This window comes from Methanocorpusculum sp., from assembly GCF_030655665.1.
In the GTDB taxonomy this organism is placed as follows: Archaea; Halobacteriota; Methanomicrobia; order Methanomicrobiales; family Methanocorpusculaceae; genus Methanocorpusculum.
On the sequence record NZ_JAUSPQ010000007.1, the window covers coordinates 94,345 to 110,581 of the forward strand.

19 protein-coding genes and 2 tRNA genes are annotated in these 16,237 nt (G+C 50.4%); 17 read left to right on the forward strand and 4 right to left on the reverse strand.

All coding sequences use genetic code 11. The annotated features are described in order from the left end of the window. Window positions 1-91: 91 nt before the first annotated feature. The 11 genes from thpR (at window position 92) to dnaG (ending at window position 9,156) form a co-directional block, all read left to right on the forward strand. Window positions 92-622 carry an RNA 2',3'-cyclic phosphodiesterase gene (thpR, locus tag Q7J08_RS05560; protein ID WP_304910704.1) on the forward strand — a complete coding sequence of 177 codons (531 nt, stop codon included), beginning with the start codon at window positions 92-94 and terminating at the stop codon, window positions 620-622. Beyond that, window positions 619-2,013: a CCA tRNA nucleotidyltransferase gene (cca, locus tag Q7J08_RS05565; protein ID WP_304910705.1), complete on the forward strand. Its 1,395-nt coding sequence runs from the start codon at window positions 619-621 to the stop codon at window positions 2,011-2,013. Before thpR ends, cca begins: the two co-directional genes overlap by 4 nt. Beyond that, window positions 2,010-2,765 carry an ATP-dependent sacrificial sulfur transferase LarE gene (gene larE, locus Q7J08_RS05570; protein WP_304910706.1) on the forward strand — a complete coding sequence of 252 codons (756 nt, stop codon included), beginning with the start codon at window positions 2,010-2,012 and terminating at the stop codon, window positions 2,763-2,765. Before cca ends, larE begins: the two co-directional genes overlap by 4 nt. After that, window positions 2,744-3,937, forward strand: coding sequence for a tRNA uracil 4-sulfurtransferase ThiI (gene thiI, locus Q7J08_RS05575; protein ID WP_304910707.1), 1,194 nt, complete (start codon window positions 2,744-2,746; stop codon window positions 3,935-3,937). Before larE ends, thiI begins: the two co-directional genes overlap by 22 nt. 71 nt (window positions 3,938-4,008) lie before the next feature. Then, a tRNA-Ser gene (locus Q7J08_RS05580) sits at window positions 4,009-4,095 on the forward strand. 58 nt (window positions 4,096-4,153) lie between these two features. Continuing rightward, the gene (locus Q7J08_RS05585) at window positions 4,154-4,390 is read left to right on the forward strand and encodes a HypC/HybG/HupF family hydrogenase formation chaperone (RefSeq protein WP_304910708.1); all 237 of its coding nucleotides are present in this window, start codon (window positions 4,154-4,156) and stop codon (window positions 4,388-4,390) included. Next, window positions 4,383-4,727, forward strand: a complete 345-nt coding sequence (locus tag Q7J08_RS05590) for a hydrogenase maturation nickel metallochaperone HypA (RefSeq protein ID WP_304910709.1) — start codon at window positions 4,383-4,385, stop codon at window positions 4,725-4,727. The genes Q7J08_RS05585 and Q7J08_RS05590 overlap by 8 nt, the downstream gene beginning before the upstream one ends. Next, window positions 4,724-5,749 carry a hydrogenase expression/formation protein HypE gene (gene hypE / locus Q7J08_RS05595; protein WP_304910710.1) on the forward strand — a complete coding sequence of 342 codons (1,026 nt, stop codon included), beginning with the start codon at window positions 4,724-4,726 and terminating at the stop codon, window positions 5,747-5,749. Before Q7J08_RS05590 ends, hypE begins: the two co-directional genes overlap by 4 nt. Before the next feature lie 2 nt (window positions 5,750-5,751). After that, on the forward strand, window positions 5,752-7,014 hold the full coding sequence (pyrC, locus tag Q7J08_RS05600; protein ID WP_304910711.1) for a dihydroorotase: 1,263 nt from the start codon (window positions 5,752-5,754) through the stop codon (window positions 7,012-7,014). A 209-nt stretch (window positions 7,015-7,223) separates the two neighbouring features. Beyond that, window positions 7,224-7,748, forward strand: coding sequence for a type IV pilin (locus Q7J08_RS05605; protein ID WP_304910712.1), 525 nt, complete (start codon window positions 7,224-7,226; stop codon window positions 7,746-7,748). Between the two features lie 97 nt (window positions 7,749-7,845). Beyond that, the gene (gene dnaG / locus Q7J08_RS05610) at window positions 7,846-9,156 is read left to right on the forward strand and encodes a DNA primase DnaG (protein ID WP_304910713.1); all 1,311 of its coding nucleotides are present in this window, start codon (window positions 7,846-7,848) and stop codon (window positions 9,154-9,156) included. Window position 9,157: 1 nt separating this feature from the next. On the opposite strand, the gene Q7J08_RS05615 is transcribed toward dnaG, so the two are convergent. Further along, window positions 9,158-9,883: a glucose-6-phosphate isomerase family protein gene (locus Q7J08_RS05615; protein ID WP_304910714.1), complete on the reverse strand. Its 726-nt coding sequence runs from the start codon at window positions 9,881-9,883 to the stop codon at window positions 9,158-9,160. 93 nt (window positions 9,884-9,976) lie between these two features. Between Q7J08_RS05615 and Q7J08_RS05620 the strand changes: the two genes are divergently transcribed. After that, window positions 9,977-10,669 carry a uroporphyrinogen-III synthase gene (locus Q7J08_RS05620; RefSeq protein WP_304910715.1) on the forward strand — a complete coding sequence of 231 codons (693 nt, stop codon included), beginning with the start codon at window positions 9,977-9,979 and terminating at the stop codon, window positions 10,667-10,669. A 90-nt stretch (window positions 10,670-10,759) separates the two neighbouring features. Here the strand turns inward: Q7J08_RS05620 and Q7J08_RS05625 are convergent. Continuing rightward, window positions 10,760-10,831: transfer RNA gene (locus tag Q7J08_RS05625), tRNA-Gly, on the reverse strand. 43 nt (window positions 10,832-10,874) lie between these two features. Then, window positions 10,875-11,795: a presenilin family intramembrane aspartyl protease PSH gene (locus tag Q7J08_RS05630; protein WP_304910716.1), complete on the reverse strand. Its 921-nt coding sequence runs from the start codon at window positions 11,793-11,795 to the stop codon at window positions 10,875-10,877. Between the two features lie 40 nt (window positions 11,796-11,835). Here Q7J08_RS05630 and Q7J08_RS05635 point away from each other — a divergent pair, with 40 nt between their 5' ends. Beyond that, complete coding sequence (locus Q7J08_RS05635; protein ID WP_304910717.1) at window positions 11,836-12,150, forward strand: hypothetical protein; 315 nt, start codon at window positions 11,836-11,838, stop codon at window positions 12,148-12,150. Beyond that, window positions 12,151-13,152, forward strand: a complete 1,002-nt coding sequence (gene fen / locus Q7J08_RS05640) for a flap endonuclease-1 (protein ID WP_304910718.1) — start codon at window positions 12,151-12,153, stop codon at window positions 13,150-13,152. Window positions 13,153-13,233: 81 nt separating this feature from the next. On the opposite strand, the gene rpiA is transcribed toward fen, so the two are convergent. After that, on the reverse strand, window positions 13,234-13,902 hold the full coding sequence (gene rpiA / locus Q7J08_RS05645; protein ID WP_304910719.1) for a ribose-5-phosphate isomerase RpiA: 669 nt from the start codon (window positions 13,900-13,902) through the stop codon (window positions 13,234-13,236). Window positions 13,903-13,992: 90 nt separating this feature from the next. Here rpiA and Q7J08_RS05650 point away from each other — a divergent pair, with 90 nt between their 5' ends. Genes Q7J08_RS05650 through Q7J08_RS05660 form a run of 3 tightly spaced genes read left to right on the forward strand, consistent with a single transcriptional unit; the run spans window position 13,993 to window position 16,234 of the window. Beyond that, entirely contained in the window at window positions 13,993-15,447 is a 1,455-nt protein-coding gene (locus tag Q7J08_RS05650) for a DHA2 family efflux MFS transporter permease subunit (RefSeq protein ID WP_304910720.1), read from the forward strand. A 53-nt stretch (window positions 15,448-15,500) separates the two neighbouring features. After that, window positions 15,501-16,001 (forward strand): MarR family winged helix-turn-helix transcriptional regulator, encoded by a 501-nt coding sequence (locus Q7J08_RS05655; protein WP_304910721.1) that lies wholly within the window; start codon window positions 15,501-15,503, stop codon window positions 15,999-16,001. Next, window positions 15,998-16,234: a hypothetical protein gene (locus Q7J08_RS05660; RefSeq protein ID WP_304910722.1), complete on the forward strand. Its 237-nt coding sequence runs from the start codon at window positions 15,998-16,000 to the stop codon at window positions 16,232-16,234. Before Q7J08_RS05655 ends, Q7J08_RS05660 begins: the two co-directional genes overlap by 4 nt. The last annotated feature ends 3 nt before the right edge of the window (window positions 16,235-16,237 follow it).

The following is a 16,237-nucleotide window of genomic DNA, read 5'->3' on the forward strand; positions in this document are numbered from 1 at the left end:
ATGAGCGTTATGAGGTTATAGAATGGTTGGTGGCATTTTTGGAGAGACGGTGTAACTATCATAATGCATGAGAAGCAAATATTCACCTAGAATGGTACGGGTATTTATAGCAGTTGAACCTGCCGAAGAGATAAGAGATAGACTGGAACAAGCCGGAATGTCGCTTCGGGAATCAAATGCACGACTGACTCTGCCAACAGCAGATCAAATGCATATCACGCTGAAGTTTTTGGGAGAGGTCCAAACGAGCAGCATTCCAAAGATCGCCACTACTCTGGAAAAAGTGAAGGGCACACCATTCCAGTTGACCGCAGCACGGGTCAGTACGTTTGGTCAGCGGGTAATCAAAGCTGAGGTGACCGATCAGGGATCCTGTGCAGCTCTTGCAAAACAGATCGACGGATTCCTGCTCCCGCTCGGATTTCCAAAGGAAACACGACCGTTTTCCCCCCACATCACCCTTGCACGAATAAAGGAATACGCACCCGATCTTGCGGCAAAGACAGACATACTCCAAGATAAGGAGTTTGGCACATGTATGATAGATGAGATACTCCTAAAGCAGAGTACATTAACCTCCAAAGGATCAATATATACCACACTTGCCCGGGTGAAGTTATGAGAGATAAAATAGAAGAGGAGGTATTAGAGAACGTTCGACCGGCGGATGAGGAGCGGCGCGAAGTTCAGGAAATGGGGCAAAAACTCATCGATGCAGTGGTCCGGATCGCCGGCGTGCCGGCAATGATGACAGGGTCCGTGGCACGAGGAACGTGGGTACGCGGAGACAAAGACATCGACATCTTCATGCTGTTTCCTCCTTCACTATCCCGGGATGAACTGCAGGAAAAAGGACTTGCCGCTGCATACGGCGTGGTGGAAATGTTCAACGGCTCATCCGAAGAGAAGTATGCCGAACATCCCTACCTGAATGCCGTTATCGATGGATTCGATGTGGATCTGGTCCCCTGCTACCATGTTGCATCGACCGCAGAGATGAAATGTGCAGTCGACCGGACACCATTCCACACCAGATACCTGCTTGACCGAATCGGAAGCCTCCGGGACGACGTCCTCCTTATGAAACAGTTTGCAAAAGGCGGAGGAGTATACGGATCAGACCATATGACCGGTGGATTCTCCGGATACCTCTGCGAACTGCTCATCCTCGCATACGGCGGATTTACCGAACTTCTCCAGGCCGCAGCAACGTTCCGTTATGGAGAGGTCATCGACATCGAAGGATTCTACCCGGACAAAAAAACGATAAGAAAACTGTTCTCCGAACCGCTGATTGTCATTGATCCGACCGATAAAGCCAGAAATGTGGCGGCAGCATTAACACCGACACGCTTCTCCGAGTTCATGGAGCTTGCCCGGGACTACTGCGCCAAACCGGATCCATGTTACTTCATCCCGGATGCACCCACGTCGATCTCAAAGCAGGAATTCACAGAGACACTGGAAAAACGCGGAACCACAATGCTGGCCTTATCCTTTAAGACCCCGGCATACGTTCCAGACACGGTCGTCCCTCAACTGAGAAAAACGATGGAATCCATCAAAAATCAGCTGGTCGGCGAAGACTTTCCCGTTCATCGGGCGGAAGTGGCGATGGGGACTGAACGCTGCCTTATCCTCTTCGAACTGCTTGTTGCGACCCTCCCGTCGATCATCCTTCGGGAAGGACCGCCCGTCTGGGTGCATGACAATGCGGACAGTTTCGTGGAAAAATATCTCCGGGAAAATGAGCACGCAGGGCCGTGGATCAGTGAGGACCGGTATTACACCGAGGTCACTCGCAAATACACACATGCCTTTGACCTTCTGGCAGATCCACAGAAAATTCTCTCCGGTTCTATCGGAAAACATGTGAGAATGTCTATGGAAGAAGGATACAAAGTACTCGTAGGCGAGGAGATATGGTCGCCCGAGTTCGCCTTCTTCCTCTCGGCATACTTTGCGAAAAGCTCACATGCTGTCAGAAAACTTCGGGTTATTGATCAGAGATGACACTATCAGAGATCCTGAAAGAAAATTCGCCCGCACTTGTCGCCCTCTCAGGAGGGACAGACAGTATGACTCTGCTCGCTGCATTCGTCAAAGAGAGACTGCCGGTTTCCGCTATCACGATCCGATCTGAGTTTACCGTGCCCGAAGAAGTTACACGGGCAGAGAAGTTCGCACGAAAGCTCGGCGTAGACTGGACCGTCATCGACGTTTCTGTGTTATCCGATGAACGTCTGTGGTTCAACCCGCCGAACCGGTGTTATATCTGCAAAAAACTCATCATGACCGCACTTCTCGAATTTGCTGACGGAAAAACAGTCTGTGACGGGACACATGCGGACGACTCCGCAGAAGACCGACCCGGGAGAAAAGCCCTAATGGAACTTGGTATCATCAGTCCGTTTGCATTGGCAGGTATCGGAAAAAAAGAGATTTACTCACTAGCAAAGGAACTTGGCGTCACGATAATTCCCTCATCTTCGTGTCTTGCTACACGGATTCCGTTCGGCGAGGAGGTCACCGAAGACAACATGAAAAAAATCGCAGAAGCCGAATTGTTCCTGCGGGAAAAAGGGATCTCAGAAATGCTTCGTGTACGTCTTTCATCAGGACACGCCGTCATCGAAACAGAAAAAAATGAGAGAGACAAAGCAGAATTATATTTAGATGATCTGAAAACCTTCGGGTTTTCCACAATAACATTCACAGAATACAAAACAGGAGGAGAAAACTCATGGAACAAAATACAGCAGTAATGGTTCGGATCGGGGAGCTCTGGCTCAAAAGCGAACCGGTAAAAAAACAGTTCATGCTTGCCTTGACACGAAACATCAAAACGGCTCTGGACGCACAGAAAATCGACTACTCCATCGAGGAGTATCGGGGCCGCATCCTGATCTTCGGCGACACAAAACGAATCGCCCCGATCGTTTCAAAGATCTTCGGTATCGTTGATGTCAGTATCTGCGAGACCACCACAAACCAGCCGGAAGACATGGCAAAAACGGCCCTCAAGTTTGCTGAGAAAAAACTTAAGCCAGGTATGCGGTTTGCGGTCAGGGCACGACGTCAGCATGTGAGCGGATTTACGAGCCAGCAGCTTGCCAGCATGATCGCCGATGTGATCTGGGAGAAGATCCCTGATTTCGTCGTCGATTTGGACGACCCCGAATATGAAGTTTTTGTCGAGGCACGGGAATACGGAGGTATCGTGTACGATGAAAGGATCCCGGGACAGGGAGGTCTCCCCCTTGGAACAGCAGGACGTGCCGTGACCCTTCTCTCAGCTGGTATCGACTCACCTGTCGCCGCATGGCTCATGATGAAACGAGGTGTGATAATCTCCGGTCTTTTCATGGACGGGGGCAGATGGGCGGGGCCTGCCACGCGGTATCTGGCTATGGACAACGTACGGATCCTTTCCACCTGGTGTCCCGGGCGCGGCATTCCCCTCTGGATCGCGAACCTTGAACCGTTCTTCGATGCGATGACAAACTCCTGCGACCGGCATTATACCTGCCTCTTCTGTAAGAGATTTATGATGCGGGTGGCCGAAGGCGTAGCAGAGCAAAACAAAATGGAGGGGATCGTTTCCGGAGAAAATCTCGGTCAGGTGGCATCCCAGACGTTACAGAATATGGGCGTGATTACTGCCTCGGTGAAGCTCACGGTCCTGCGCCCTCTCCTTACCTATGACAAAGAGGAGATTGTGGCGATCTCCCGGCGGATCGGCACATATCATGAAAGTCCGGGCGATACTGGATGCCTTGCGGTCCCCAAAAAACCGGCAACACGTTCTGCTCAGGAGCTTATCGACTCCGAGGAGAACAAACTTGACATGGATAAACTCGTCCGAGAAGCTGTCCTGTCAGCCGAACTCTGGATCGCAAAGGACGGAGAGATATTCCAGAAAATACTCTCCGAGTGAGCAATCAGTTTTTTCCTCTTAACAACACACAATCTATTTTTACCACAACGACTAATATCATAAGGTCCGGAGCCGAGATAGTCTAGTCCGGAAAGGCGGTGGCCTTGAAAGCCTCTGGTAGTAATACCTCGGGAGTTCAAATCTCCCTCTCGGCGCCATTTTGAATCAGTCTCTTTTCGCTGTCTTTATCTCCGTTATCGACCAATATAATTTCATATGTGTATCGCAGTTCCCGCAGAAATTCTTGAAATCCGCGACGGAAATGTCGCACTCGTTGATTACGGTGAACTCCAGCAGGAGGTTCGCATCGATCTTGTTGATGTAAAAGTCGGCGAGTTTGTTCTTGTACATGTCGGGTTTGCCATACAGCGGCTCTCGCGAGAGGAAGGATTGGAGACGCGGGAACTGTTTAAAGAAGTATATAAAGCAATGGAAGAACCGGACCATGCATGAATCCGGGATCGCCTACGATGTATACGTGACTTCAAAACGGGCGGCCGAAGAGAATCACGCAAAACTGGTGAAAACCATTTATGTGGATATCGGATCCATGGCCATGGTAAACCCTGAACAAGTGGAGTTCATGTTCCATACATTTATCACTGACGATCCGATGTTCGCGGAGACAAAACTCGTTTTTAATACCATTCTTCCTATTGCCGAGTGCACATGCGGATACAAGGGGCCGGAGATCTTTGTCTGTCCCAACTGCGGCAAACTGCCCCACATGATTCAGGGAAGAGAGATCTTGGTGAAAAATCTTGAAATCGAAACAGGTGAATCTGAATGAAAAAGGATACTGAAGTAAATATGATGCACGGTGCCGGCGGAGAGGTAATGGGAGAACTTCTCCAGACGCTCACGGCATTCAAAAACAATAATGCAGGCGGGATCGGCCTCGAGTCGCTGGATGACGGCTCGACCTTCACGGTCGGAGGAAAAACCATCGTTTTAACGACTGACTCGCACGTGGTAAAACCGATCTTTTTCCCCGGAGGAGACATCGGCAGGGTCGCGGTCTCCGGAACAGTCAACGATCTTGCCGTAATGGGTGCACGGCCAATCGCTCTGACCTGTGCAATGATCATTGAGGAAGGATTTCCAATCGCAGATCTCGAAAAGATTGTTGCTTCGATGGATGAAGCCTTAGGCGAAGTCGGCGCATCGATCATCACCGGCGACACGAAAGTTGTAGAGAAGGGAAGTCTGGACGGAATCGTGATCAACACTGCGGGGGTCGGCGTGATCGAGGACGAAGGATTCCTGATTCGTGACAAAAACCTCACGGTCGGTGACAAGATCATCGTATCAGGAACACTCGGCGACCACGGACTCGCCATCGTTTCATACAGAGAAGGTTTCGATCTTGGCGATCAGCTGAAGTCCGACGTTGCCCCGCTCTGGAAGATGATCAAGGCGGCGATGAAGGCGGCCGGGACAGATAACATTCACGCAATGAAGGACCCGACCCGCGGAGGCTTCGCCGCATGCATCAACGAGATGGCACGCAAAGCCGGCGTAAAAGTCGTCGTGAGCGAGGATACCGTCCCCATCAGGGAAAGCGTTGCTTCCGCCGGATCACTGCTCGGAATTGATCCTCTGCAGGTCGCAAACGAAGGAAAATGTGTCATGGGTGTCGCCCCAGAGGCGGCAGAACGTGTCCTGGCCGCCCTGAAAAACCACCCATACGGGAAAAATGCCGCGATCATCGGTGAAGTGGTTGAAGGATCCGGTGTTGTTATGCAGACACGGATCGGCGGCGAACGGTTCATCGAACCGCCGCTTGGAGATCCGGTTCCAAGAGTTTGCTGAATATGACCGAACTGATTCTTTCCAATGCACGGATGCCTGATGGAAGAATCGCAGATATCTCCATAGATCAGGGAATCATTACCCACATTGGAAGTTCCGGACATGCAGAAAGAGTAATTAACTGCAGAAACCGGCTCTGCATACCTGCCGCTACTGACATACATGTCCATATGCGTGATGGAAGTCAGGCCGCTAAAGAGACCTGGAAAACGGGCACACAGGCGGCGGCGGCAGGAGGAGTAGCTACGGTCGTCGACCAGCCAAACACCATCCCCCCGATGGAATCTGTGGAAAACTTTACGAAGAGGGTCTCCCTAGCTTCGAAGGAATCCTTCTGCCATTTCGGGATAAACGGTTCGGTTACCGAAAATGCTGATATACCAGGTCTGATTCAGGCGGGGGTCCTTGCATTCGGAGAGATGTTTGCTGCACCTTCAAGCTATGGAAATGCCCTTACCGTTGATGTGATCCGTGACTCCCTGAAGATCCTTGCGGATTACAATATGCTTGTGACCGTCCATGCAGAAGAAGTGAAGGACGGAGAGGTACACTCTCTTGCGGAACATTCACATTCCCGTCCAATATCTGGAGAGTTAAAAACCATACGACTCGTGCAGGATCTCGCACCTTCAGGCGCAAAACTGCACATATGTCATGTCAGCAGCGCTGAGGTGTTTGACACAATAAAAGGCAGCTTCGAAGTTGCACCTCACCATCTGTTTTTGTCCTATGAAGAGACAACACCGGAAAACACCTTCTGGAAAATGAACCCCCCGCTCCGCTCGAAAAAGGAGCGGCTTCTTCTCATGGAGAACGTCTCAAAGATCCCTGTGATCGCATCGGACCATGCCCCGCACACAATACAAGAAAAATCACAGGCATTCTCCGCCGCCCCTTCAGGTATCCCTGGAGTTGAAACGATGCTCCCCCTGCTGATGAACGCGGTCGCTGAACGGAAGATCACGCTGGATGATGTACTCGCAAAAACAGTGACGAACCCATGCAGCATTCTCGGCATCCCTGCCCCTTCGCTTACTCCCGGCTCAAGGGCTGATTTTGCCGTGTATGCCGACACCCCGGTGAAAATATCGGGCGAATCACTTCACAGCAGATGCGGCTGGACCCCCTACGAAGGAATGCCCGGACTTTTCCCGACGACAACCGTGATCGGCGGGGTCTCTGCTTGGCATGACGGGGAGTTCACCCGTGGCGGTGGACGAATGTGGTCAAACACCCATGCCAGTCAACTTCGCCGAAAAGAGTAATAACTTTCAGGACAAACAGAGTATTCGTGCCGAAAATACCAGACATGTTTTAGGCCCCCGTACAATCTATACGCGATCGCGTGAAATGAGTTCCGGGACAACATAACATGCCACAGGCGCCCCCTGCCAGGTCAAAGATCCGCGAGAACATGCAACAGCATACGATGAACGGGCTCGGTTAATGGCAGGGGACATTCATCTTTTCAGTCATGAAACGAAGGTTGTCTGAACAAAGCGATGACGGCGTATCGCCTGTTGTTGCCACGCTGCTCCTTATTGCCCTAACGCTAATTCTTTGTGCTATTATTGCCGCATGCCTCATGAATTATACGTCATCGGGAGTATCGCCTTCATACCCTCCGGAGATACTGGCGATCGAGTCGGTCAATCACTATAACGGCGAGATATTTGCCTTTGCAAGCAAAGTAACCCTGATAAACATCGGGACAGAAAAGCTCTGGAATTCCGATTACTCTGCTAAAGTGTATATAAACGGTGAAAAAAAGTTTATCATCATCAAAACACTAAGAGCGGATGAATTTATTCCAACACAACATTTCGGGATCCAACTTCTATATGGTAGCGGCCCTAGAGGATATGAATGGGAACCCGAAAACTCCGGTGTTTTTGATCTGAACGATGGAACGATTCATCCCGGAGATGTCCTCCGGATCGACATCATCAGAAAAGAGGATGGGAAAGTTATTTCACGTTCGATAAAATTGATCGAATGAATTTTTTTCAACATGTTGCTTAAGTAGTACAAGAATAAATATATCCCGTACCTATGGATTTTCATTACATTCATTCACACATCCATGGAGGCTTTACATGTATTCAATCGACAGTATCAAATATCTCATTCATATGCATATCGAAGCGGAGGGGGTGGTCGAAAAAACCGACGTAGTCGGGGCTATCTTCGGTCAAACCGAGGGGCTCCTCGGTGAAGAACTGGATCTCCGCGACCTTCAGAGGAGCGGACGAATCGGCAGGATCGATGTCCAGATCATCAGCAAGCACGGCAAAACTTCCGGCGAATGCTACATCGCCTCCTCCCTCGACCGGGCAGAAACTGCGATATTAGCTGCAGCTCTGGAAACGATCGACCGCATAGGTCCCTGTATGGCAGCGGTCCGCATCCAAAACATAGAAGATCTCCGGGCAATCAAACGCCGGCAGATCGTCGAGCGGGCAAAGGAACTTCTCCTGGAATCCTTTGACGAGGTAGGTATCTCCACCTACGACATCCTTGCCGAAGTCAGGCAGGCAAGCAGAGTCGAAAAAATCACGACGGTCGGGGCGGAGCGGCTCCCCGCAGGACCGGCCGTTCTGGATTCCGACGCTATTATCATCGTTGAGGGACGCGCAGACGTGCTGAATCTTTTGAAGTGCGGCATCAACAATACCGTGGCGGTCGAGGGAACAAAGGTCCCGGATACCGTAATTGATCTTTCATATAAGAAAAACACCACCGTATTCGTTGACGGCGACCGGGGAGGGGATCTGATTTTGCGTGAACTTCTCCAAGTTGCCGACATCGACTTTGTGGCATTCTCCCCACGCAGAAGAAGTGTAGAGGATATGAGCCGTAAGGAGATCGTCAAATCGCTTAGAAACAAGGTTCCTGCGTCAGTCCTGAAAGACCACATCGAAAAGGACGAGCCGATCTCCGATCTGGTCTTCGAGATCGAGGCAGGCCGGGAAGAGGGACAGACCACTCCTATTCCAGATGAAGACGAAAAAAATGCTGCTCCGGTTGAACCGGAGCGTATCTCCGCAGAACCAGCCCCAATAATCAAAGATGAGACGGCAATAACGCTACCCGCGGAGCCCGAACCAGTTCCAATCAAAAAACCGGAGAATCCCGTAACGATCAAGGAACATACCGAATATATGAAACATACCGGCCGAAGCAGGATCCTCACGGAAGATGCGGGCCTTATCGGCGATTACTCACTTCAGGAACTCAAGGCAGTCCTGCCGAAACTGAATGATGATGCTGCGGGAATTATCGTGGATGCTGCCGTCGATCAGAAATTCATTGACCAGGCATTTGCAAAAGGGCTGAAGTATGTCGCAGCACACAAATTTGAAGGGATCGTCCGGAGACCGACAGGTCTCAGACTGATCCCCTTCTGATTCAAAAACGTTTTTTATCAGCACAGAACCGGCCGATGATCTCCATATAATCCTCGGGCCGGTTCATCACGTCGAGAGTATCATTTGTTCCGACCATGCCGTAAAGACCACGACCCTGAACAAGCCCAAGCTCAGGAAGGGGAAGCGGGAGGATCACATGCATCGGGATCTGTTCGCCGTAATGCGGGTTAGGGACCCAACCCTCTTTTTTCATATAGTAGTATGCGGCCCCGTGCATCTCGTTGATCTCGCCGTATTCACTGGAAAAATCGGTAGACACCAGATTTGCCATAATCAAATCCTCACTGCCAGGATTAATGGTTACATGACCATATCCGGGAGGGATAAGGACAGTGTCACCCGTATGGGCCGGCACGAGTATGACATCCGTGTGATCGCGTTTCTGTAAAAGATAATAGGCGAATCCAGAAAGGACCTCATATACCTCAGGATACGGGACCCCGGCGGCGTTTGAGGGGTGATAATGCCCTTTTGTTTTTGTATATTCTCCATTGATGAACCCGGCGGGAATCCGGGTAATATCATATCTGAGATGATGACGTTCCAACCAGGTATGATCCCCATGTGTTTGATAGAGGTCGCGGTACATATAATATAACGGTGTGTCCGGATTCCGGTTTGACGGGCGTACTGCAAACACATTCTCCATATCCTCCATGGTCCGGACGGACGGGATTGGAAGGGAACCGGGCCAGAACATTTTCATGGAATAATGATATGCAGTTCCTGCTATAAGGACATGATTATTTCCCGAACCAAACGGAGATACTTTTTATTGAGAAATGACAATGGTATATCTATGCAGATTGCAATAACCCGTCTCGCGGAAAAAGGTACAACTGACCAGGCATTATGCGAACGATACGGTCATTCGGCCAGGATCGTCTCGCCGCTACGGGCCGAGCTGAGGGCAAGTCTTGTTCAGACCTTTGTTCTTGCCGCAAATGACGGAGATTTTGACGCGATCTTCTTCACGAGCGCATATCCGGCAAAACATATCGGCCTGCTTCTTGACCGGGAGATCACGAAACGCTGTCGTGTCATCGCAATCGGACCGCAGACCGCAAAGATACTGCATAATCAGGGTATTGCCGCAGAAACCCTCCCTACATTTTATTCACGAGACTTCGTGCCGTACCTCGGCGAGTGGATCGAGGGAAAACGGATCGGAATCCCCCGGGCGGATGTGCCGAATCCGGATCTGATCGAAGCAATCGAACAGGCAGGCGGAATGACCTTTGAGTACCGATGCTACGGGCTTGTCCCGACCGGTGAATTCCTTGATCTGGATGGGGCGGACATCGTACTTTTCACCAGCGCAAACTCTTTTTCACAGGCACGTCTGCCTGATCTTACCGGAATCATTCCCGCTGCTATTGGGGAAATAACCGCAAAACGCATGCAAGATGGAGGCGTCATACCGGTCGTTGTTGGAGACGGATCACTTGAAGGGACGCTCACCATCCTAAACGAATATCTGAAAACACAATAACTGAATATTCCCTCTTTTTTCCTGTCTTCGATGAGCGCGGACAAATAAGTCACGCGATGAACTGACAGATAAAAAGTCTAAAAGAAAAGATGCATCGACCGGGACTCGAACCCGAGTTTAGGCGTTGGCAACGCCTAGTGATAACCACTACACTATCGATGCTAGTGTGCCCTATTCTATTACATAAATTCGTATAAAAAGATTTCTACCAGATAAGCCAGGCCCAGGAGCCCGCTATCAGACAGCAGAGGAAGAAACCGATAATCGCACACCCGTTGATCAGCGGCAGACCCGGTTGGGGTTTTCCGGTGTTTACCGGCACTATAAGGATCAAAAGACCGATAATCCCGCCGACAAGAGCCCCTAATGCGGGAAGATACAGACCAAAAATCGAGATTACACCCTCGCCTCCGGCAAACACCTGTGCTGAGACCACAAGAATCGCCGGCATGATAACATCCCCCATACCTACCATATACGCGCCGCGTTCCCCTTTAGAATCACGGATGGAAAATCCGCTCTTCCGGTATGAGTAGCCCTTCGTCTTCGGAACAAGAAACATGATCGGCATCTTCTGACGAAGCACGCCGTCGGCGAGGGTCAGCATATGCTTCGACCGTTTCACCGCGATAAAATCATAGACCATCAGAAGAACAAGAAGGATCAGGACCGGGAGGAGTGAGAGCGACACCCCAAATATGGCTGCACATCCTGCCGCCACTACGATTCCGGCAATGTTGATCACGTACCACTCAGGATAGAACCAAAGAAGAGCGATGATCCCGATCCCGAAAATCACACCACCCACATCCGCCCAGATACCCAGTCCGAACTGAAGCAGAAGAGCCATCACCACATAATAGATCACTGCTGCCAGAGAAAAACCGATTATGATACTGATTATCTGCTGTGCCTTCCATTTGATGAGGATAAGCAGAACAGCGGTAACCACCAGCATTGCAAAGATGAACAGAAACGCATTTAAAATAGAGTCGGGATCCTCAAATGCACCTAAACCCGCCTCCATCACCGGACCAATAAGAAGGACCGCGAGAAGGCTGGTCACCGCCATCATCAGAATCAAACCGACATATGACGCAGCAGAACGCAGATTATATTCACTCATATATAGTTAAGTTAATATTAACCCTCACCTTAGTTAAACTATGAATGTTCGCGACATCATTCCGGAGATACTGCTCATCCTTCTGATGGCGGTATCCGCTATCGTGGTTGTCAGCAGATTATGGCAGGATGCCATCATTTCCATCGGGATTCTGCTGCTTATTCTTGCATTCGGCGGACTTATTCTGCAGGTACTGGTCCGTCTCCGCAGGCTGGAGGAGCAGGCAATTCAGCGTGAGCGCATGCTGAGAAGCAATCTGGAGGATCTGGGCAGACAACTGATCGCCAAGCAGGACCTCACCTCACAGACGGTCATCGAGGCGGTCGAAAGTATCAAGATGCGGATGTACCGTTAGATGGGTGTTGCCCTCCGGCCGCTTCTTGCGGAATATAAAGAGTCGCCCGGATGGGAAGGGCTCGGCGGGATTGCGGCGATCGATGCCTTCAACGCATTGTATCAGTTCCTTTCAGGTATACGGCAGGCAGACGGTGCCCCCCTTATGGACAACGAGGGGCGGACCACGTCCCATCTGAGCGGGTTGCTTTTTCGGAACGCGAACCTAATCGAGAAGAATATCACCCCCATATATGTTTTTGACGGGAAGCCCCCCGTGTTCAAAGCATCGACGCTGGCAAAGCGCCGTGAAGTTCGGGAAAATGCCGCGGACTCATGGGAGAAGGCACTGAAAGAGGGAGATGAAGAGAGCGCCAGAAAGTTTGCGATGGCCTCATCGAAGGTCGATGCTTATATTATCGATTCAGCTAAGGAGCTTCTCTCGGCTCTTGGGATAGCCTGGATCCAAGCGCCCGAAGAAGGGGAAGCTCAATCCTCCTATATGGCATTAAACGGGGATGTGACTTACGCGGTATCTCAGGATTATGACTCGCTCCTGTTTGGAGCTCCTGACCTGGTTCGAAACATTACAATTTCAGGAAAAAAAAGGATCCGCGGGAAGGTATTCTCGATATATCCGGAGAGGCTCAGGCTGGAAGCGGTCCTCTCAGGAATGAGGGTGACGCGAGAGGAGTTGGTCCAGATAGCTCTGCTGATCGGAACGGATTACAACAGCGGGGTGCCGGGTGTCGGACCAAAAACCGCAGTGAAAATCGTTGCAGAGGGTAAATTCTATGACCGGATCGACGAGTCGGAGAATGCAGCGGATCCAAATCAGCTGATCAGATACTTTCTGGATCCACCGGTCGAGCGGTCCTACCGGATCGAGAGCAGATCGCCGGACCCGGAGTTGGTCATCGACCTTTTGTGCGGGAAGCATGGGTTCACGAAAGAAAGAGTGGAGGCAGGACTTGAACGACTCGGCGCGAAAAAGGGACAAGCCACGCTGGACGCGTGGTTTTAATCACGTTTTTTGAGAGGGGAGGGACAACTCGTTTTCACAGATGCTTTCCCTAGGCAATATAAAAAAATATTAAAAAAAGTATCAGGCGCTTTTACCGACGATGACGATCGTCTTTTCAGTCATCTTAGCAAAGATACCGTTCTCCAGCACACCCGGGATCGAATTGATCGCAGACTCGAGCAAAACAGGGTCGTCCACTCTGCCGAATGCACAGTCGAATATGTAATTTCCATTGTCAGAAATGACAGGGCCATCCTTTTTCACGCCGTTACGCATAACCGGCTTGCCGCCAAGTTCAGCAAGCTTCCTGCAGACACTCCCGTACGCAAACGGCAGGATCTCGATTGGGACCATAGCGTCCAGAACGGGCACTTCTTTTGCCTGATCAATGACCACAACAAACTGTTTTGCCGCATCAGCAACGATCTTCTCTCTGAGATGCGCCGCACCGCGCCCTTTGATCATCTGCTTGGACGGGGTCACCTGATCAGCCCCGTCAATGGCCATATCCAGCACCGGGTGAAGAGACAGAGTCGTCAGCGAAATACCGTACTCTTCGGCACGCATCGCCGTCTGATGGGATGTCGGAACACCAAAGATCCGCAGGCCTTCCGACCTGATCCGCTCACCAAGACGTTCCATCGCGAAAAAAACCGTCGAGCCCGTTCCAAGCCCCACGATCATCCCGTCCTTTACCATATCAGCCGCACGATACCCGGCATTTCTTTTTGCTTCAACCACAGCATCCATTATGCACACAAATATGCGTGATATCCTAATAATGACTTTGGATAAGCATCCTCTCGATTGATTTATTATAGCGAAAAACCGTTATTAATTATGACAGATACCCTCCCTTCAGGAAAGACCCTGATATTCATACTGATCGTTGCATCCATCGCCTCATTCATGTCAGCCCTTGACGGGACGATCGTCAATATCGCTCTCCCAAGCATCGCGAAAGCATTCGATCTCTCCACCTCCTCCGTCGCCTGGGTCAGCACAATATATCTCCTCGTCATCGCCGGCCTGCTGCTGATCATCGGGAAAATTACCGACACTATCGGCCTCAAAAAAATATTTCTGGGAGGATTTGCCATCTTCGTCATCGGCTCTTTTTCCTGCGGGTTTTTCCCCGACCTTCTGCACTCGTTTAATATCCTCCTGATTTCCCGAATCGTCCAGGCAATAGGAGGCGGGATGATGATAGTCGTGGCCCCAGCCATGCTTTCCCGATTCATGCCGGGGGACCGACGGGCAAAAGGCCTCGCCCTCATTATGCTTTTTGCCGCCGTCGGCATGGCGCTTGGTCCGACACTTGGAGGATATCTTACCGAGTATCTTTCCTGGCACTGGATCTTTTTCATCAACGTCCCGGTCGGCATTTTTGCCGTCATCCTGGGACTTTTCGTCATACCGGAGAACAAACCCGATTCATGCCCTCTCAAGAGATTTGACACTGCCGGAGCAATCCTTATTTTTGTCGGCCTTGCGGCGCTGCTCTTCGCCTTCTCGGAAGGATTCTCTCTTGGCTGGACCTCACCCCAAATCATCATCTCGACCCTCCTTGCCGTGATCTTTATCGGCGGCTTCATTCGGCGTGAACTGCACTACGACAACCCGCTGATTGATCTTGGCATGTTCAAAAGCAGATCATTTGTTGTCCTGAACATCGTCTTCGCACTGCTCTATTTCACGTTTGCCGGAGCGAACTATATTCTCCCGTTTTACCTTGAGTATATACACGGTTTTTCGACCTCAAACGCGGGACTCATCCTGACAAGCCTCTCGGTCGGGATGATGATCACCGGCATTCTATCCGGTCTGATCTATGCAAAACTGGTCGGCAAAATAAAATATATGGTCATGGTAGGTGTTGTTCTGGTTGGAGTGGGATATTTCCTTCTCTCCCACTTGAGCCCTGTTACTGGGTTAGGGGTCATCATCACTGCACTTTCAATGATTGGTCTCGGAATTGGTGTGACGGTCACGCCTCTTACCACGCTGATCATGGGGGCGGCTCCTGCATCCAAGCAGGGAATGGTCTCAAGTCTGACCGGTCTGGAGCGGTATGCCCCCATGACGATCGGTGTGGCAGTCTACAACCTCATTGTGATCGTAGGCATCGTCACGATCGTCAAGGACTCAGGGATAACCTATAAAACACCCGCAGATATCAGCCCATCCATCCTCGCACTCGGTTTTGACATGGCGTTTGTGATCTCGGTGATCCTGGCCGTGGTAATTTTAGCTCTCTGCTTCTTCATCAAAGAAGAAAAGGCGGTAGAGGAATAAACCTTTTTTTTCAAACACACATAAATAGTTGCAAATGCAACTAAATTATACTGATGCAGCAAAAACCGATACAGGAAGGTCTCGGCCATAACATCATGGCATTTGACAAGTATTTCAGAATATATCTGAAAAATAACCTCAAAGTCTACAATCTCAATACTGCTGAAGGAATGGTTCTCCTCTCACTCTGCGGAGAGGAGCGAAGGACAGAAGGACAGATCTTCGACAGTATTCATAAGAATGAACCGGAAACGACCCAGGACCAGCTGGTTCATGAACTGCATTATGATAAAAGTGTGATGACGCGAACAATGCAGTCCCTCGAAAGCAAGGGGTATGTTACACGATCCATGAATCCAGCAGACAGCAGGTCATTTCTTTTTGGTCTGACAGAGGCGGGATCTGGTTTCAAAGCCGTCCTTATGGATATCATGCGGGAGTGGAACGACACGGTGCTGGAGGGATTTACGGCTTTGGAAATCTGCCAGATGAGCGACATACTTGCGAAACTTGCCCAAAACGCCCAGAAAACAGGTATCCGGAAAGAACGATGACGAACAATAACTCTATCGCAAAAAAAGCCGGCAAAGGTCTTGCAGCCTATCTAACCGACTGGAAAAATCTTCTGGCACATGCCCTTCTTGGATGTCTTCTGCTTTTGATCGCAATTATCGCGCCGGTCCCAATCTGGACAAAGCTGGTGCTGATCATCTGTCTGGTGACACTGAACATTCTTCGCATGAGATGGTCAAAGGCACGAAATGCGAAAAAAATGGGGGAAATATGAGCT